The sequence below is a fragment of the Paraburkholderia azotifigens genome (assembly GCF_007995085.1).
GTDB lineage: Bacteria > Pseudomonadota > Gammaproteobacteria > Burkholderiales > Burkholderiaceae > Paraburkholderia > Paraburkholderia azotifigens.
The window spans coordinates 2,424,842-2,443,743 of record NZ_VOQS01000005.1 but is presented as its reverse complement, the minus strand read 5'-3'; the positions used below and the strand labels follow the sequence as shown (position 1 = coordinate 2,443,743).

Genomic DNA, 18,902 nt, shown 5'->3' with positions numbered 1-18,902 from the left:
TGCTAAACGGCATTTCGAAAGCAAGCGGGGCGCGCATACTCATGCGCGCCCCGCTATGACTTCCTGCCTGTTGAGTTAGCCGTTGACGGCCTCGCATCCGCTTTGCACCGTCTTGCCTTTGCGGCGCAGTTCTTCCGTCGTTTCGCCGCCGCCATCGGGCAGCCATCCCGGCGGCTGGATCACGTGATTGATCGCAATCCACACACTCTTCGCCGAGAAGACATCGCGAATCAGCGTGGCCCAGTGCTCGAACTCGACGACGAACGGATTGCGCGAGGTGGTCGGCGTAACGAGACCGTAGCGGCAAGGTTCGTCGGCGCGTTCTTCGATGTAGGTGCCGAACAGGCGGTCGAAGATGATCAGCACGCCGCCGTAGTTCGCATCGAGGTAATCGACATTCGAGGCATGGTGCACACGATGCGCGGACGGCGTGTTGAACACATATTCGAGCCAGCCGAGCTTCGGCACCCACGTCGTGTGCAGCCAGAACTGGTACAGCAGGTTGATGTAGAGCGTGGTCATCACGACTTCAGGGCGCACGCCGAGGAAGACGAGCGGTGCGAAGAACATCGCCGAGCCCGTCAGCTTGCCTGTGACGCCGAGACGGTACGCGGTGGACAGCGTCAACTGGTTAGGCGAATGATGCACGGCGTGTGTGGCCCAGAAGAAGCGTACGCGGTGCGATACGCGGTGATACCAGTAGTAGCAGAACTCCTGTCCGATGAAGAGCGCGAGCACCATCAGCGCGCTGTTGATCTGCACGGTGAACAGCCGATGGTCCCATGCGAGCGAGAAGACGGGCGTCGCGAGCGAGAGCGGCAAGAACGCCATCAGCCGGCGTGCAACGAGATCGAATAGCGAAATCCAGACTTCGTGCCACGCGAATGGCGCCGACGAGCTGCTGTTTTTCCGGCTGAGCACGACTGCTTCGATCAGCGACGCAACGACGACGAAGGCAGTTCCGAAGAGGACGATTTTTCCGAGGTTTTCCATGACGATGCCATAACGGTTTGTGGCGGGAGGTATCGTCTGCGGTGGGTTTGGATCAGTGCATCGCATCCGATGTGTGCACTGTAGTGATGCCGGCCGTTACAGGCTATGCGGAAGTTATTTCACCCTATGTCACGGCACCCAAAGCCTTGCTGATCAAGGCTTTGGGCCGGATCGGCGGCGCTCTGAAAAGTCGCCGCGAAGGGGGAAATATTGCAGCCCCGGCGGTGTTGCGAACGGGCGTGCCAATCGCAGCTGCCCGTGATGTCACGCGGGAATTTCAGCCCGGCATTGTCGCGCGGACGGTGTACTCGCCTTCCGGCACTTCGATGCCGAACCGTTCCAGCGACGTGTAGAAATCGGCGGGCAACGGTTCGACGGGATAGCCGCGTTTCTCCCATGCGTCGAGCCCGCCCTTCAGTGCGCGCGCGTGATGAACGCCCTTGCGATGCAGTTGCCCGATGATGCGCCTGGCGGTCGCTTCGCTCGGACACACGCAATACACGACAATGGGATGCGCGAGCAGCGTGGCGTCGAGTTTCTCGGGCGAGTCGAGATCGAGCGGATAGGCGCCCGCGATCCGATAGGACTCTTTTTCGCGGACGCTGCGCGGCCGTGCATCGAAGATCAGCGGCGGCGCGTCGGAACGCATCATGGTGTCGAGCTGATCGGGGCTGATGCGCATTTTCGCGAGCCAGCGGCGGAATTGCGTGCGCCGCGCCCAGCGATACAGCAGCACGGTGACGCAGATCGCGGCGAACGCGTCGAAGATCGTGCCGCCGTTGTGCCGGACGAGCAGCATCGCCTGCACGATCTGGTCGTGCAGCGCGGCCCCGCCGATCAGATACGCGCCCGTCCACAACGACGCACCGACGGCGTCCCACAGCAGGAAGACGCCGGGCGCGATGGCCGTCGTGCCGAGCAGCGGCGCGGAAATCAGGCCGAGGCCGGGGAGGAATTTGGCGAGCGTGAGAATTGGCGCGCCGTGCCGTTCGAAGACGCCGCGCGCCATGCGCAGCGTCGTATCGAGCGACAGCGAGAAGCGCACAAGCCCGTTGAGGAGCCGTCGCCCGCGCACGCGGCCGACGAAGAACCACAGCGAATCGGCGAGCAGCGTCGCGCAGACGGCCGCGCAGAAGACGGCGGCATACGAGACCTGTCCCATTGCCGCCATGGTGCCGGCGAGCATCAGCATCGGCGCGGCAGGCACGGGAACGCCGAGTTGCGTGACCAGTACGCTGAGGAAGACGGCCCAAGGGCCTAGCGAAGCGGGGATGGCGGTGGGGAAATGCCACACAGCGGGGGGTGTCCTTTGGGTTTCTCCGGTTTTTCCGGTTTTTTTGGCTTTGCGGCTTGCGACGCCTGGGGATTCTAGACGGGTTTTGTGTTATGGGTGTTTCTGGTGGGCAACTGCTTGATTTGCCGCCTTGCGTTGGCATCCGCGAGTTGCCTGCGCGATTTGCCTGCGCGATTTGCCTGCGCGATTTGCCTGCGCGGGGCGAAAGGGTTGTTGCTGCGCCGGCATCCGCGTTTTCGTATCGGTGCTTCATGCGTTGCCCCTGTGCGGGGCGGCACTTACTTTCTTTGCCGCCGCAAAGAAAGTAAGGGAATCTCTGCAAAAGTCCTGGCATTGACGTGAGCTTGAACTATCCTGGGATCAGGAGAATTCATGGAGTGGCGTGATGACACAGCTTGGTCTTGGTCTGGATCTGTCGACGAAGCGCACCCGCAAGCGCGAGTTTCTCGATGAGATGACGCGTGTGGTGCCGTGGCAGAAGCTGATTGCGCTTGTCGAACCGCACTATCCGAAAGGCAAGACTGGCCGCCCGCCTTTTCCGATCCAGACGATGCTTCGCATTCACTTCCTGCAACAATGGTTCAGTCTCTCGGACCCGGCGATGGAGGAGGCGCTGCACGACATACCGCTGTACCGGGAGTTCGCGCTGCTGGGCACGGGTATGACGCGCCTGCCTGACGAGAGCACGATCCTGCGATTCCGGCACCTGCTTGAGGCCCATGAGCTGTCGGCCAGAATGCTGGCGACGGTCAACGAGATCCTGCAGGCGAAGGGCCTGATGCTCAAGGTGGGCTCGGCGGTCGACGCAACGCTGATTTCGGCACCCAGTTCGACGAAGAAGGCTGGCACGCGAGACCCCGAGATGAGCCAGACGCAAAAGGGCGGCAGCTGGTACTTCGGTATGAAGGCGCACATCGGAGTCGATGTGGAGTCGGGGCTGGTGCATACCGTGAAGTGCACGCCGGCGAATGTTCACGACGTCACGGTGGCGCATGAACTGTTGCACGGCGACGAGCAGGTTGCGTTTGCCGATGCGGGCTACGTGGGCATCGAGAAGCGAGGCGAAACGGGGGCGGTCCAGTGGCACGTGGCGATGAGGCCGAGCAAGCGAAGAAAGCTGGACAAAAGCAAGCGGCTCGACAGAATCTACGAGAAAGTCGAGCGGCTCAAGGCGGGCGTGCGGGCGAAGGTTGAGCACCCGTTTCGGGTGCTCAAATGTCAGTTCGGCTATCTGAAGGCGCGGTATCGGGGACTGGCGAAAAACACGGCGCAGATCGAAACGCAGTTCGCGCTGATCAATCTCTGGTTGGCTCGCGGGGTGCTCGGTAAAGCGAAATGAAGGGCGAAGACGCCCCCCAAAGGCGCAGCGTCCACGCGCAAGATGCGACCGGCATCGGTTCAACACAGCGTGAATGAGGACGCGAATTCCACTGCGCGCGTGCCAGTTAGAGATCCCAGGCAGAAAACGGGTTGTTCAGACCTTCCTAAGCAAAGAAAGCGGGCTAACACCGCCAATCCTTGTGTTTGCCTGCGGGCCCCCAACGGGTCCCGCACTTCACGCGGCAACGCACTGTCTTACGCCCGTTGCCAGCGTACTAACTCACGCCTCACCCGCTTCACACTCCCGCGTCACGTTTCTCTTTACCAGAAAGTTCACCGCCGCCCAGGTGGCAAACGGTGTGTAGGCCGTCGCGACGGAAGTGCACCACTCCGGACTGAAAAGCGGGATCGGTGTCGTAGGAGCGCGAACGCGTAAGTTGCGACAAGCTACACACAGTTTGCCACCTGGGCGGCGCCAACCATTCGCTGCCGCTGGCTGCGCTACGGGTCATTGGAGTGGGTGATGCGTTTGTTAGAGGCGTTGGCAACACACATGAAATAGCGTGTTGCCGTCTGGAGTGCGGGACCCGTGGGGGGCCCGCAGGCAACGACTAGAACTGGCGGTGTGAGCGGCTTTCTTTTGCCTACTTTTCTTTGCCGCTGCAAAGAAAAGTAGGTGCTGCCCCGCACAGGGGCGACGCTTGCGAACCAGAGACAAAACGCGGATGCCAGCGCGATAACCCCTTCGCCCCGCGCAGGCAACCCGCGCATGCCAGCAAAAAGCAAAAACCCAAAATTGCGACTGCGTCGCAGACAAAAAAACCAAACACTACAGAAAATTCGCTATTGCAGACTCAACGAATCTGCGCCTACTCTTAAGACCGGCAAGCGGCGTCCACGAACGCCGCACCACCATTCCAAGGCGCTACACATCACATGTCAGCGTACAAGTTCAAGCTCCTGATCGTCGACGACGACGTCGCGACCGTGCGCATCATGAGCGATATGCTTTCTGATTACGGGGAACGGCGCTTTGCCCTTTCGGGAGAAATGGGGTTGCTGCTCGCACGTCAGTCGACACCCGACCTCATCCTGCTCGACGCAAGCATGCCCGGCATGACGGGTTTCGACTTCTGCGAAATCCTCAAAGCCGACAGCGAACTCGCGAAGATTCCCGTCATCTTCGTCACCAGCCACGACGCGCCCGCGCTCGAAATCGACGCGTTCCGCCTCGGCGCATCCGACTACGTCACCAAGCCGCTGAACGCAACCCAGCTGCGCGCGCGCGTCGAAACGCAGTTGCGCAAGCGTCTCAAGATGCTCGATCAGTCGGAAAGCTTTCGCGCCGGCTCGTTCCTGCCGCCGACGCTCGGCGCGCTGCCCGATAACATCCTGATCATCGAAAGCGATCCCGGCCGCCTGAGCCGTCTGCAGGATCTGTTGCACGATCTCGGACGCTGCGTGTCCGCCGCGACGGGCGCACAAGGGCTCGAACGCGCGATGCACAGCCTGCCGACCGTGATTCTCGTCGACGCCGCGCTACCCGACGCGAACGGCATGCAACTGTGCGCGGCGCTGAAGAAGGAGCCGCGCCTCGAAGGCGTGCCCGTGCTGTTGATGATGGAGAGCGCAAACAGCGCAGCCACCGATTACGAACGCGCACTGCTCGAAGGTCTCGCCGACAGCGTGCTGAATCACGCGCATCCCACCGTGCTCAAGGCTCGCGTAAAGAACGCGATCGCATCCGTGCACGCCGATCAGAAACGGATGGGCGCGATGCGCGAATACTGGCTCGCGGTCGAAAAAGCCGCGCGGCGCGTCGAGCGCAAGAACGGCGAAGGCACGTTGCCGGAATGAACGGTGCGGGCGCGTATGCGCCCCGCCGCCCCGTTCACCTCCCGTCAGTCAGAACCCTGCTGCGAGACCGTCGCGACGGCTGTCGCTCGCGGCAACATAACCGCGATCGGGTTCGTTGCGGTCGAGCCTCCAGATGAACTGTCCCGAGCCAAAATCCATATAAGGATCGTCGATCGACTTGATCGTATGGCCGAGACCCTGAAGCTCGCGTGCCGTGCGCGGATCGAGCGTCGATTCGATATCGATCGTGAAGTCGCGGTTGACCTTCCAGCGCGGCGCGTCACACGCGGCCTGCGGCTGCTGGCCGTAGTCGAGCATGCGCACGACCGTCTGCAAATGCCCTTGCGGCTGCATGTCGCCGCCCATCACGCCGAAGCTCATCACCGCTTCCTGCCTGCCGTCCACCTGCTGCGTGAGGAAGGCCGGGATGATCGTGTGGAATGGGCGCTTGCCGCCCGCGACGACGTTCGGCGACTTCGGATCCATCGAAAAACCGCAGCCGCGGTTTTGCAGCGAAATGCCCATCTCGGGCACCACGCAGCCCGAGCCGAAGCCCATGTAGTTGGACTGGATGAAGCTGACCATCATGCCGCGCTCGTCGGCTGCCGACAGGTAGATCGTGCCGCCCGCCTTCGGCATGCCGAAGCCGAATTGCGTCGCGCGCTTCGGGTCGATCAGCTTCGCGCGCGATTTCAGGTACGCATCGTCGAGCATCTGCTCGGGCGTCACTTCCATCGAACGCGGATCGGCGACATAGCGGTAGACATCCGCGAACGCGAGCTTCATCGCTTCGATCTGCAAGTGCTGCGATTCGATCCCGTCGAGCTTCAGCGAAGCCACGTCGAACTGTTCGAGAATGCCGAGCGCGATCAGCGCGGCGATGCCCTGTCCGTTCGGCGGAATCTCATGCACGGTGTAGCCGCGATAATCTTTGCCGATCGGCTCGACCCAGTCGGGCCGATAGTTGCGCAGATCGTCGAGCGTCATCGCGCCGCCGCATTCGCGCGAGAACGCCGCGATCCGCTCGGCGATCTCGCCTTCGTAGTACGCGCGCGGACCTTTTTCCGCGAGCAACCGCAGGGTCTTCGCGTGGCCCGGCATCCGGATCAGCTCGCTGACTTCGGGCGCACGGCCGTGCGGCATGAACGCATCGGCGAAACCCGGCTGGTTCTTCAGCTCAGGCACGGCAGCCGCCCACTTGCGCGCAACGATGCTCGCCACGGCGTGACCCCGTTCGGCGATGTCGATTGCGGGCTCCATCAGGTCCGCGAACGGCAGCGAGCCGAACTTCTTGTGCAGCGCTTCCCAGCCCGCGATCACGCCCGGCACCGTCACCGTGTCCCAGCCGCGCACGGGCTGGCTCGCGACACCGTTGTTCTCGCCGTATTTGCGCTTGAAGTAGTCGACGTTCCATGCGGCGGGCGCGACCCCTGACGCATTCAGTCCGTGCAGTTTCTCGCCGTCCCACACGAGCGCGAATGCATCGCTGCCCAGACCGTTCGACACCGGCTCGACGACGGTGATGGCGGCGGCCGCGGCGATCGCGGCGTCGATTGCATTGCCGCCCTTCCACAGCATGCGCAGCCCGGCCTGCGCGGCGAGCGGCTGCGACGTCGACACGACGTTGCGCGCGAACACGGGCATGCGCAGCGTCGGATAAGGGTTCTGCCAGTTGAAGCTTGTCATGTTGTCACTCTGATGATCGACGATGCCATCGCGGCACGGTCATGGAAAAAATCAGGACTCGCGCGGGTCGAGCGCGTCACGCAGACCGTCGCCGAGCAGGTTGAAGCCGAGCACGGCCAGGAAGATCGCGATGCCGGGAAAGATCGACATCCACGGCGCCTGGCTCACGAAGTCCTTGGCGGTGTTGAGCATCGATCCCCACGACGGCGCGGGCGGCAATTGCCCGAGTCCGAGGAAGGACAGGCTTGCTTCGGCGATGATCGCGCTCGCCACCGTCAGACTGGCCTGCACGATGATGGGGGGCAGCACGTTGGGCAGAATGTAACGCAGAATGATGCGCGCGTGATCGAGGCCGATCGCGCGTGCGCCTTCCACATACTCTTCGGCCTTGACGCTGATCGCCTGCCCGCGCGTCAGGCGGATGAAGCGCGGCATCGCCGAAATGCCGATCGCGGCCATTGCGTTCGTCAGGCTCGGCCCGAGGAATGCGCTCAGCGCGATCGCGAGAATCAGAAACGGGATCGACAGCAACGCATCGGCGATACGCGAAATCACGCCGTCGACGAGCTTGCCGAAATAACCGGCGAGCAAGCCGAGCGGCACGCCCAGCACGACGGCAATGCCGACCGACACGACGCCCGCCAGCAGCGAGGCGCGCGCGCCGTACAGCAGACGGCTCAAGACGTCGCGGCCGAGTTCGTCGGTGCCGAACCAGTGGGCCGCCGACGGCGCCTGGCGCACGGTCATGAAGCTCGCCTGCACGGGGTCGTACTGCGTGAGCCACGGCGCGAACACGGCCATCACCACGACGAGCGCGACGAGGAGCGCGCCGAACACGGCCGCCCGGTTGCGCATGAAGCGCACGAGCCCGCGCCGCTTGCGACGCGGCAAGGCGCCCGCAGACGGCACGGAGCGGGCATCGAGTGGAGTAGCCATCAGCTGCGCCTCAGTCTTGGATTGAGCAGGATGTACAGCACGTCGGCGAACAGATTCACAACGATGAACGCGAGCGCGGTGACGAGCACGACGCCTTGCACGACGGGGTAATCGCGATTGAACACGGCATCGACGACCAGCTTGCCGAAGCCGGGAATCGTGAACACCTGTTCCGTCAGCACGGCGCCCGCGAGCAGTTCGCCGAACAGCAGCGCGAGCACGGTGACGATGGGAATCAGCGCATTACGGAACGCATGCTTGACGACCACGGCGCCGCGCAACAGACCCTTCGCGCGCGCGGTGCGGATGTAGTCCGTGCGCAACACGCCGAGCATCGCACTGCGCGTGTGACGCATCAGCTGCGCGCCGAGCGCCGCGCCCAGCACGAATGCGGGCATCAGCATCGTCTTGATGCTCAGCCAGAAGTCCTCGCCCGGCGACACATAACCCGACGACGGCAACAGATGCCAGCGCACCGACACGATGAAGATCAGCATAATGCCGAGCCAGAAGTTCGGGATCGACATGCCCGACAGCGCGAAGATGTTCGCCGCGTAGTCGAGCGGACCGCCGCGGCTCGCCGCCGAAATCACGCCGGCCGGGATGCCGATGCCGATTGCGAGGATCATCGCCATCACCGCCAGCTGGATCGTGACGGGCAGCTTCTGCGCGATCAGCGAGCGCACGGGCACGTCCGTGCGCAGCGACGCACCGAGATCGCCATGCGCGACATCGCGCACCCACAGTGCGTACTGCGTCGGCACCGGCTGATCGAGGTGATACTTCACGCGCAGCGTCGCGATGACCTGCGCGTCCTGATCTTCGCCTGCCATCGCCAGCACCGGGTCGCCCGGCAGCAGCTTTTGCAGGCCGAAGATCAGCATCGACACCAGGATCAGCGTCGGCACGGCTACCAGCATGCGATTCGCGATGATCCGCAGCATGACGCTCAGCCCTTGATCGACACGCCGCGCAGACGCACGAGGCCGTCGGCTGAAGGCGTGAAACCCTGCACCTTCTTCGACAGCACGAACGGCCAGGGCTGCGCGTAGATATAGACGATGGGATCGTCGTCGGCGAGGATCTTGCCGGCCGCGTCGTAGTCCGTCTTGCGCTCCGCTGCCGTGAGCCTGGTGCGCGCCCCGTCGAGCAGCGAATCGACCTGCTGGTTGCAGTAGTGCGCGTAGTTCAGGTTGCCCGCGCACGTGTTGAACTGATGCAGATTGCCGTCGGGATCGACGCGGCCCGACCAGCCCGTGTACATCGCCTCGAAGTCGCCGCTATGGCCGGCGTTCAGTTCCGTCGCGTAGTCGCTCGGCCGCAGTTTCAGCGTGATGCCGGATTCGCCGAGCATCGCCTGCAGCATCTGCGTGATCTGGCTTGCGACTGTGTTGTTCGGATAGGCGAACTCGATGGTCGGATGCTCGTGGCCCGATGCTTTCAGCAGCGCCTTCGCTTTCGCGACGTCGCGCTTCGTGGTCGGCAGCGACGCGTTGTAATACGGGCTCGACTTCGGAATGCCCTGATTGGCGGGCGTGAAGATGCCCGCGCCGATCACCTGGTCGATGGCATCGCGATCGATCGACAGTTCGAACGCCTGGCGCACGCGCTTGTCCTTCAGCGGACCATTGCCGCGCGGACCGTTGTTGATGTTGAAGGTCACGTAGTAGAAGCCGAGCCCCGTCACCGGCTTGAACTGCAGATTCGCGTCGCTCTTCACCGAGGCAACGTCGGAAGGCGCGAGACGTTCGAGCATGTCGAGCGAGCCCGAACGCAGGTTCGCGAGACGCACGGTGCTGTCGGGAATCGGCTGGAACACGACGCGCTGGATCGGGTACTTGTCCGCGTCCCAGTAGCCCGCGAACTTCTCGAGCACGACGCGATCGTTCTGCACGCGCTGCACGAACCTGTACGGCCCCGAGCAGACGGGATGGGACGCGACGCCGGCGGCGTCGGCGAGCGTCTTCGGCGCGAGCATCATGCCGGCGCGGTCGGACAGCGTGGCGAGCAGCGCGGCGTCCGGCTGCTTCAATACGATCGTCACCGTGTTGTCGTCCACTACGTCGACGTGATCGACGGACGACAGTTCGCTCTTGCGGTTGCTAGTCGGCAGACTGCGGTAGCGGTCGAGGTTCGCTTTCACGGCGGCCGCGTTGAACGGCTCGTCGTTCTGGAACTTCACGCCCTGGCGCAGCTTGAAAGTCATGCTCTTGCCGTCGGCGCTCGTCGTCCATGAGGTGGCGAGCATCGGCACGACTTTCAGATCGGGCGTCACGTCGACGAGCGAGTTGCACAGCGACGCGAACACGATCCGGTCGACGAACTGCACGCTGCGCGCGGGATCGAGCGAACCGATATCGTCCTGCAGGCCAATTCGGATCGTGCTCTGCGCCATCGCGGCAGATGCGCTCAAGGCGAGCGCGGCGGCAATCAACATTCTTCGCATGCGTGGTGTCCTTGTTGCGGTTCGGGTTGCCAATCGGAAGTCGGGTTATCGGTTCGCGTTCGCCATCGTTGCTGCCTGCTTCTCGCGGTAAAGGGCGAGCCGTTCGTTCAGTTTCGCGCTGACGCTCGCGACGAGCGGCGCACCGCTGCCCGCGTTCTGCACGTCTCGCCAGAAATGACAGGCCACCTGCCGCCCGCCCGGCAGCACTTCGGCGAGCGGGCGTTCCTGCGCGCAGCGCGGCTTCGCGTGCGGGCAGCGCGTGTGAAAGCGGCAGCCGGGCGGCGGCGCCGTCGGGCTCGGCAAATCGCCCTGCAACGCAGGCTTCGTGCGGCGCTCGTGTGGACTGCTGGCGGGAATCGCGCGCAGCAGCGCCTGCGTGTACGGATGCAGCGGCGTGTCGAACAGTTCGTCGACCTGCGCGAGTTCGACGATTTCGCCGAGGTACATGACGGCGACGCGGTCGCTCATGTGACGGATGACGGCGAGATCGTGCGCGACCATCACGAGCGTGAGGCCGAGTTCCGCCTTCAGCGATTCGAGCAGATTGATCACCTGCGCCTGCACGGAGACGTCGAGCGCCGACACGGGCTCGTCGCCGACGATCAGCTTCGGCTCGCCCGCCAGCGCCCGCGCGATGCCGATGCGTTGCCGCTGCCCGCCCGAAAACTCATGCGGATAGCGCTCCGCATACGCCGGTTGCAAGCCGACCTTGGTCAGCAGTTGCGCGACGCGCTCGCGCCGCTCCGAAGCATTGCGTGCAAGCCCATGAAACGCCACCGGCTCGCCGATGATCTGCCCGACCGTCATGCCCGGATTGAGCGACGCGAACGGATCCTGAAAGATGATCTGCATCTCGCGGCGCAGACGGCGCAGCTTCGCGCCCTGCCAGTGCGTGATGTCTTCGCCCTGATAGATCACGCGGCCTTGCGTCGCGTCGATCAGGCGCAGCAGCAGACGGCCGAGCGTCGACTTGCCGCAACCCGATTCGCCGACGATCGCGAACGTCTCGCCCGTCTGCACGGCGAACGAGACGTCGTTGACGGCATGCACGGTCGGCGTGCGCGCGAACAGGTGGCGTTCGCCGCCGAAGCGCTTCGTCAGCGCGCTGGCTTCGAGGATGGCCGGTTTCATGTCGTGACCTTCTGCTGCGCGGGCTTCAAGATCTGTTCGACAGGCGCGAGCCAGCAGGCGACGCGATGCTCGCCGGACAGCGTGCGCTCGGGCGGCGCCGAGTCGAAGCAGCGTGGCTCCGCGAACGGACAGCGTGGCGCGAAACGGCAGCCGCGCGGCATCTGTTCCGGCGAAGGCACCGAGCCGCGTATCGTCGCGAGCGCGCCTTCGCGCTTGCCGACGGACGGAATCGCGCCCATCAGGCCGATCGTGTACGGATGCTGCGGATCGTCGAACAGATCGGCGACCGTGCCATATTCGACGATCCTGCCCGCATACATCACGGCGACATGATCCGCGACTTCGGCGACCACGCCGAGATCGTGCGTGATCAGCAGCATCGCCGTGCCCGTTTCCGCCTGCAGCGTGCGCACGAGCGACAGCACTTGCGCCTGAATGGTCACGTCGAGCGCGGTAGTGGGTTCGTCGGCGATCAGGAGACGCGGGCTGTTCGCGAGCGCCATCGCGATCATCACGCGCTGGCGCATACCGCCCGACAGTTGATGCGGAAACGCGTCGAGCCGCGTTTCGGGTGCGGGAATATGGACGAGGCGCAGCATCTTCAACGCTTCGTCACGCGCTTGCGCGCGGTTCACGCCGCGATGCCGCCGGATGCTCTCGCCAATCTGATCGCCGATCGTGTAAGCAGGATTGAGCGAAGTCATCGGCTCCTGGAAGATCATCGACATGCGGTTGCCGCGAATGTCGGCCAGTTCGCGCTCCGACAGCGCGAACAGATCCACGCCTTCGAATTGCGCGGTGCCCGCGACGCGCCGCGCGGGCGGACTCGCAAGCAGTCCCATCAGCGCCAGCGACGTGACGCTCTTGCCGCAACCCGACTCGCCGACCATGCACAAGGTCTCGCCGGCATGGACGGGAAACGAGACGTTGTCGACGACGTTGGGGACATCGGGCGAATTCGAGAACTTCAGCGAGAAGCCTCGTACATCGAGAACCGGCCGGCGTTCAGCACCTGTCATGCCTGGTGACTCCGCATTGTCTTGCTCGTCCTTTCAGATCGTCATCTAACGATCATAATGGCGCGCTTCGTACAAAAAATATTAAACTTTCTTTTCGACGCTTAAGTTTTTCTCATGAGTCGATCATGAGTTCGACTGGAACCTGCCCATGCCGACGCTTCGCATGTTGAAGACCTTCAAGGCCGTTGCCCGCACGGGCTCGTTCTCGGCCGCCGCCGATAAAGTCGCGTTGACGCAGGCCGCCGTCAGCCTGCAGATGCGCGGGCTCGAAGAAGCGCTGGGGCGCCAGCTGTTCGACCGCCGGGGCCGGCAGATCACGCTGACGCAGCACGGTCATACGATCTGGCCGAAGGTCGAGCAAATCCTCGATCTGCTCGCCGAACTGGAAGCGAGGCCGACGGACGCGATGGAGGGGCCGGTGACGATCGGCGCAGTGGTGTCGGTGATCGGTGCGCTGTCGCTGGCTGTCGCGCGGCTCAAGGCGTCGCATCCGCGGCTCGACGTGCGGCTGCTGTCGGCGCGCTCAGACGAACTGGCGAACATGGTCGAAGCGGGCGAAGTCGACGTCGCCGCCGTGGTCGCGCGCGCGGACGAGACGCTGCCCGACACGCTCAAATGGACCACGCTCTATACCGAGCCGATGATGCTCGTCGTGAGCCGCGATGTCGGCGATAACGATCCGCAGCGCATTCTGCGCAGCCAGGGTTTTCTGCGCTTCGACCGGCGCGTGCGCACCGGGCAGGTGGTCGAGCAGGCGTTGCAGAAGGCGGGCCTGATGGTGAACGAGTATCTCGAACTCAATTCGATCGAGACGATCGTCGCGTTGGTGCGCGAGAAGGTCGGCGTCGCGGTGCTGCCGCTGCTGATACGCGGCAACTGGCTGAACGATCCGTTGCTGCGCGTGATTCCGATATCGAGTCCGCCGACGCTGCGTACGGTCGGCATGGTGCAGCGCGCGTCGGATGACCGGAAGGCGCTGATGCGCGAGATCGTGGAGACGTTGCAGGCGAGGCCAAGGGATAGGGGGTGAGGCGCCAGAAAGAACCGCGAACGATCACCCCTCCATCATCCGCATCGCCGAAGCCACCCGCCCCCGCCCCGCATGCTTCGCCTCATAAAGCTGCTGGTCGGCGGCTTCAACGAGTTCGGCGGATCGCGCGTCCGTGGTCGGCATCAGCGTCGCCACGCCCGCCGAGATCGTCACGGTATCCGCGCAGCCCGAATCGACATGTTCGAGCTTGAGCGCGCGCACGCCTTCCTCCATCTTCAATGCGATCCGCGTCGCCGATTCGAGCGGCGTGTTCGGCAGCAGGCACGCGAATTCTTCGCCGCCATATCGCCCAACCGTGTCGTAAGGACGGCGCAGCGTTTCTGTCAGGCGTTTCGCGACGGTCTGCAAGCAGCGGTCGCCCGCCTGATGCCCGTAACGGTCGTTGTAGCGCTTGAAGTAATCGACGTCGACCATCACCAGCGACAGCGGCGCCGATTCGCGCAGGCAATGCCGCCAGCTCGCATCGAGATCTTCCTCGAACTTGCGCCGGTTGCCGACGCCCGTCAGCCCGTCGACGAGCGCAATCGAGCGCAGCACGTCGCCCTGCATTTTCAGCGAAAGATGCGCGCGCACCCGCGCCCGCACGATGGCCGGCTTGATCGGCTTCGTGATGAAATCGACCGCGCCGAGCGACAGCCCGTACTCTTCGTCGGCTTCATCCGCCTGCGCAGTGACGAAAATGACGGGAATCGTATGCGTCAGCGGATCGGCCTTCAGGCGGCGGCAGACTTCATGGCCATCCATGCCGTCCATCACGACGTCGAGCAGGATCAGATCGGGCAGCACCTTGCGGCACAGCTCGATGGTCTGCGCGCCGCTGGTCGCCATGAACACGTCGCAATCGTCCTTGAAGAGCGCGTGCAGCGCCCGGACGTTGACGGGCTGATCGTCCGCGATCAGCAGCTTCGGACGCAGCGTGAACGTGTGGGCCAAGTCGCCGGGGATGTGTTCTAGCATGTCAATTGATCCAGCATCTCGCGTGTACTGGCAGCCGCCGTGACGAAGTCCAGCGCTTCGATCTCGGCGAGCAGCCGGTCGAAACGCGGCTGCAATTCCGACGGCACGTGCGGCGCGAGCGTTTCGGCAAGATCGAGCGCCTCCAGATTGGATGCCTCCAGACGTTCGAGCAGGCGGCCCAGCCGCGCCCGATACTCTTGCGTCTCCAACTGTTCAGCGACGTCCGCGGCGTGCCCGTTATGCCTGTCGCCGAACACGACGCGCAACTGCGTGACACTGTCGATCAGCAGACGTTCGAGCCGGTCCACTTCGCCAGGCGTCACGGCCGCATCGTTCTCATCCCGTTCGTGCACGCGATGTTCGAGCGCCGCCGCGAAATCCGCGAGCGTCTTCGCGCCCATTGTTCCCGCACTGCCCTTGATCGCGTGCAGCAAAGCCGCGCTGCGTCCCTCGCCGTTCTGCTCCGCTTCTTCACGCAAGTCGTCCAGGTGCCGCTCCATCTCGCCAACGAACACGCCGAGCGCCTTGCGAATCAGATCCTCGCTGCCGCCAAAACGCCCGACGATCGATTCCTTGCGTTCGAGCAACTCGCTCGCCGGCGCATCATCGGGGGCGCGCGCGTCGGTGGCGACGGGCAGCGCAATCGCGCGCGTCTGCGCGAGCAGCACGTCGACCAGATGCTTCACGTCGATCGGCTTGCCGACATGATCGTTCATGCCCGCCGCGAGACACGCATCGCGGTCCGCGCGTGTCGCGTTCGCCGTCATCGCGACGATCGGCAGCGCCGCGAAGCGGCCGTGCGCGCGAATCAGCCGCGTCGCTTCGAGCCCGTCGACGTCGGGCATCTGCATGTCCATCAGCACCGCGTCGAACACGCGCGTGCCCGTCAGCACCTTCTCGACGCCCTCGAGGCCGCTTTCGGCCAGCACCACATGCGCGCCTTCGCGGCTCAACAGGCCTTCGGCCACTTCGCGATTGAGCGGATTGTCTTCGACCACGAGCAGCGTGAGTCCGGCAAGACGCCCTTCGCCCACGGGCGCGCGCGATGGCCGTCGCGGGTGCGCGGCCTTCGGCCCCGTCAGCACGCGCTGCACGGTCTGCGCAAGCTGGCGCGGCGTGACGGGCTTCGTGACGAAGGCATCGAACGGCATGTCGTCGGATTCCTGCGCAGCCGCCAGCACTTCCTGACCATATGCCGTGATCATCACGATGGCGGGCGCGCTGCGGCCCGCACGCGCTTCGTCGATGCGCCGCGCCGCCGACAGCCCGTCGAGGTCGGGCATGCGCCAGTCGAGCAGGATCACATCGTAGCCTTCCTGCTCGCGCTCGGCGGCCGCTGCGAGCTTCACAGCCGAAATGCCGCCCGGCACCACGTCCGCTTCCCAGCCTAGCGCGCGCGCCGTGCGCGACAGCACTTCGCGCGCAATGCCGTTGTCGTCGGCGACGAGCACCCGCAAGCGGCGATCGAGCGGCAGACGCAGATCGAGATCGTCCGCGTGCACATCGGCGCTGACGCCGAGATTGATGTCGAACCAGAAGCGGCTGCCCTTGCCGAACTCGCTCGCCACTTCGAGCTTGCCGCCCATCAGTTCGACGAGCCGCCGGCTGATCGCGAGACCGAGACCCGTGCCGCCGAAGCGGCGCGTCGTTGACACTTCAGCCTGGCTGAAGCCTTCGAAAATCTGGCCGAGCTGCGCCTCGCTGATGCCGATGCCGCTGTCCGTCACCGCGATGCGCACGCGCACGCCCGTATCGAGCCGCGACAGCAGCGTGAAGCTGACGACCACCTGGCCTTTGATCGTGAACTTGAGCGCATTGCCCGCGAGATTCACGAGCACCTGCTGCAGCCGCAAGCTGTCGCCGATCACGACGGGCGGCAGGTCGGGGCTGATATCGAACAGCACTTCGACCTCTTTGTCGTACTGGTTGCCCGACAGCACGACGCCGAGATCCTGCATCAACGGCTCGATTTCGAACGCATGCGTGTCGAGCTGCAGCTTGCCCGCCTCGATCTTCGAATAGTCGAGCACGTCGTTCAGCAAGCCGAGCAACGACTTCGCCGCTGTTTCCGCCTTGACGACATAGCCGCTTTGGCGCTCGTTGAGCCCCGTCGATTGCACGAGATCGAGCATGCCGAGCACCGCATTCAACGGCGTGCGGATTTCATGGCTCATGTTGGCAAGGAACGCCGATTTCGCCGCGTTTGCGGCGTCGGCCTGCTGCTTGGCGTCGCGCAGACGAAGCTCGATATTGCGCTGCTCGGTGACGTCGTGCGTGACACCCGTCATGCCGACCGGGTTGCCCGATGCGTCGCGCTGAACAGTGAAAGTAGTCTGGATATGACGGATTTCGCCGTCGGGCAGGCTGATCCGGTAGAGCGGCAATTGGATGTGCTTCGACGTCACTTCGCCGGCAAACGCGGCTTCAAGCCGTTCGACGGCTGCCGGGCGGTCTTCCTCGTGCACGCGCGACAGCCAGTGCTCGAAATGCAAGCCCTCGGCGGGCGTCGCGCTCATGCCGAAAATCTCGAACATGCGCGCGTTCCAGCGCAGCGCGTCGTTCGTAAATTCCCACGACCAGATGCCGAGTTCCGCGATATCCGCCGCGAGCAGCAACTGGTCGCGCGCCTCCGACAACTCGGCGCGCTCGCGGATCTGCACGGACATGTCGGTGATCACGCACACGAAGCGGCGCTCGCCGCCCATCACCATCGCCCCCGTCGACACATGCACGGGGAACACGCTGCCGTCCTTGCGCAAGCCCGCCAGTTCGCATTCGCTGACGATGTCGTGCGAATCCGACGCGCCGCGCCCGGCGAACTGCGACGCGTAGCGGTCGAACAATTCGTGGACCGTGCCCGACACGAGCACGCGCACGTCCTTGCCGGCGATCTCATCTTCGGCGTAACCGAACGCCTTTTCGCCCGCCGGATTGAGCGACAGGATCACGCCCGAACGGTCGAGCGTGATGATGGGATTGACAGCCGTGTCGAGAATCGCGCGGCGCGTTTCGAGACTCGCGGCCAGCTTGCGCTCGACCCGCGTGCGCAAGTTGGCGTTGCGCACCAGCCGCCAGCCGAACACCGCGAGCATCAGCACCAGCACCGTCGTGCCCGCCGCGTGCCACAGCGTGTCCGACCACCACCGCGCGAGAATTTCGTCCTGCGCGAGCGCGGCCACCACGAACAGCGGATAGTGGCTCAGGGTGCGCTCGCTGTTCAGGCGCGTGACGCCGTCCTGCGCGGACTTCGAGACGAAGCTGGCCGTCTCGCGCGACTGCTGATGCACCCGGAACAGCATCGTATCGGCGACGTTCTTGCCGACGAAGCGCGTTTCGAACGGACGCCGCACCACCATCACACCGTTGTCGGCGACGAGCGCAACGGCGCCGTATCGGCCGATGTCGAGGCTGTCGTAGAAGCGCGTGAAGAAATCGATGCCGACGGTCGCGAGCACGACGCCGGCGAACTGTCCGTCCGGCCCGTCGACGCGCCGCGAGACGGGAACGATCCATTTGCCCGTCGAGCGGCTTTGCACGGGCATGCCGATATGCACGCCACGATCGGCATGCGTGCGGTGATAAACGAAATACTCGCGATCGGCGTTGTTGAAGTTCTTGACGAGCGCCGGCTGCGAATTCGCGAGCCAGTTGCCGTCGCGATCGTACAGATAGAGGCCGTCCAGTTGCGGCAATTCCGCGGCGCGCTGGATGAACAGCCGATGCAGCCGTTCGAGCGCGGCGGGGCTTACGCCGTCATGTTCGACGCGCTCGACCACGTCGACGAGCGTGGTGTCGGCCTGCCGGATAGTGTCGTCGGCGTGCTGCGCCATCGCGCGTGCAAGGTTTGCCGTCGCGACGGACATTTCTTCCATCTGGTCGCGACGCGAGGTCGCGCTGCGCCATACGTCGCTGCCGATCAGCAGCGCGCACACGATGACGATGAACAGCGTCACCCGGATGGGAAGAGATACGCGTCTGAAAATCCGACTGGCCAAGCGAAGTCTCCGACATGCTTACCGCATCAGTGGAAGGTGGCCTGTGTGTCATTTTTGCCGCCTGTTGTTGCGTGGCAATCGCTGAATAGCACGTGCAGCGACCACGGCGCATGCAAGGACAGTGCCTTAGGCCGAGACTACCTTGACTTTCCGGTTAACGACAATGGCCGGTCGTTCTTTAAAGCGGTTCGCGATCAGGTGGCCGAAATGCCGTTTC

The 18,902-nt window shown here is 64.2% G+C and carries 13 protein-coding genes; 3 read left to right on the top strand and 10 right to left on the bottom strand.

Annotated elements, in window-relative coordinates; all coding sequences use genetic code 11:
- Positions 1 to 75: 75 nt before the first annotated feature.
- Together FRZ40_RS42995 and FRZ40_RS42990 are read right to left on the bottom strand one after the other, a co-directional pair.
- The gene (locus FRZ40_RS42995; RefSeq protein ID WP_147238331.1) at positions 76 to 993 is read right to left on the bottom strand and encodes a sterol desaturase family protein; all 918 of its coding nucleotides are present in this window, start codon (positions 991 to 993) and stop codon (positions 76 to 78) included.
- 277 nt (positions 994 to 1,270) lie between these two features.
- Complete coding sequence (locus FRZ40_RS42990) at positions 1,271 to 2,287, bottom strand: VTT domain-containing protein (protein ID WP_147238330.1); 1,017 nt, start codon at positions 2,285 to 2,287, stop codon at positions 1,271 to 1,273.
- Between the two features lie 385 nt (positions 2,288 to 2,672).
- Between FRZ40_RS42990 and FRZ40_RS42985 the strand changes: the two genes are divergently transcribed.
- Complete coding sequence (locus FRZ40_RS42985; RefSeq protein ID WP_147235859.1) at positions 2,673 to 3,626, top strand: IS5 family transposase; 954 nt, start codon at positions 2,673 to 2,675, stop codon at positions 3,624 to 3,626.
- A gap of 917 nt (positions 3,627 to 4,543) precedes the next feature.
- On the top strand, positions 4,544 to 5,464 hold the full coding sequence (locus tag FRZ40_RS42980) for a response regulator (protein ID WP_147238329.1): 921 nt from the start codon (positions 4,544 to 4,546) through the stop codon (positions 5,462 to 5,464).
- A gap of 48 nt (positions 5,465 to 5,512) precedes the next feature.
- Here FRZ40_RS42980 and FRZ40_RS42975 read toward each other — a convergent pair whose 3' ends face one another.
- From FRZ40_RS42975 to FRZ40_RS42950, 6 genes are read right to left on the bottom strand one after another with little or no spacing between them, the layout of a single operon-like run.
- Entirely contained in the window at positions 5,513 to 7,150 is a 1,638-nt protein-coding gene (locus tag FRZ40_RS42975) for a gamma-glutamyltransferase family protein (protein ID WP_028369423.1), read from the bottom strand.
- Between the two features lie 51 nt (positions 7,151 to 7,201).
- A complete protein-coding gene (locus tag FRZ40_RS42970; protein WP_028369424.1) occupies positions 7,202 to 8,086 on the bottom strand; it encodes an ABC transporter permease in 885 nt (294 codons plus the stop codon).
- Positions 8,086 to 9,030 (bottom strand): ABC transporter permease, encoded by a 945-nt coding sequence (locus FRZ40_RS42965; protein WP_147238328.1) that lies wholly within the window; start codon positions 9,028 to 9,030, stop codon positions 8,086 to 8,088. Before FRZ40_RS42965 ends, FRZ40_RS42970 begins: the two co-directional genes overlap by 1 nt.
- Positions 9,031 to 9,035: 5 nt before the next feature.
- Entirely contained in the window at positions 9,036 to 10,532 is a 1,497-nt protein-coding gene (locus FRZ40_RS42960; protein WP_147238327.1) for an ABC transporter substrate-binding protein, read from the bottom strand.
- Between the two features lie 45 nt (positions 10,533 to 10,577).
- Complete coding sequence (locus tag FRZ40_RS42955; RefSeq protein ID WP_028369427.1) at positions 10,578 to 11,663, bottom strand: ABC transporter ATP-binding protein; 1,086 nt, start codon at positions 11,661 to 11,663, stop codon at positions 10,578 to 10,580.
- Positions 11,660 to 12,682 carry an ABC transporter ATP-binding protein gene (locus tag FRZ40_RS42950; RefSeq protein WP_147238326.1) on the bottom strand — a complete coding sequence of 341 codons (1,023 nt, stop codon included), beginning with the start codon at positions 12,680 to 12,682 and terminating at the stop codon, positions 11,660 to 11,662. Before FRZ40_RS42950 ends, FRZ40_RS42955 begins: the two co-directional genes overlap by 4 nt.
- A 148-nt stretch (positions 12,683 to 12,830) precedes the next feature.
- On the opposite strand from FRZ40_RS42950, the gene FRZ40_RS42945 reads away from it, so the two are divergent.
- The gene (locus FRZ40_RS42945; RefSeq protein WP_028369429.1) at positions 12,831 to 13,712 is read left to right on the top strand and encodes a LysR family transcriptional regulator; all 882 of its coding nucleotides are present in this window, start codon (positions 12,831 to 12,833) and stop codon (positions 13,710 to 13,712) included.
- 24 nt (positions 13,713 to 13,736) lie between these two features.
- On the opposite strand, the gene FRZ40_RS42940 is transcribed toward FRZ40_RS42945, so the two are convergent.
- Positions 13,737 to 14,690: a diguanylate cyclase domain-containing protein gene (locus tag FRZ40_RS42940; RefSeq protein WP_147238325.1), complete on the bottom strand. Its 954-nt coding sequence runs from the start codon at positions 14,688 to 14,690 to the stop codon at positions 13,737 to 13,739.
- The gene (locus tag FRZ40_RS42935; RefSeq protein WP_240057512.1) at positions 14,684 to 18,685 is read right to left on the bottom strand and encodes a response regulator; all 4,002 of its coding nucleotides are present in this window, start codon (positions 18,683 to 18,685) and stop codon (positions 14,684 to 14,686) included. Before FRZ40_RS42935 ends, FRZ40_RS42940 begins: the two co-directional genes overlap by 7 nt.
- Between the last annotated feature and the right edge of the window lie 217 nt (positions 18,686 to 18,902).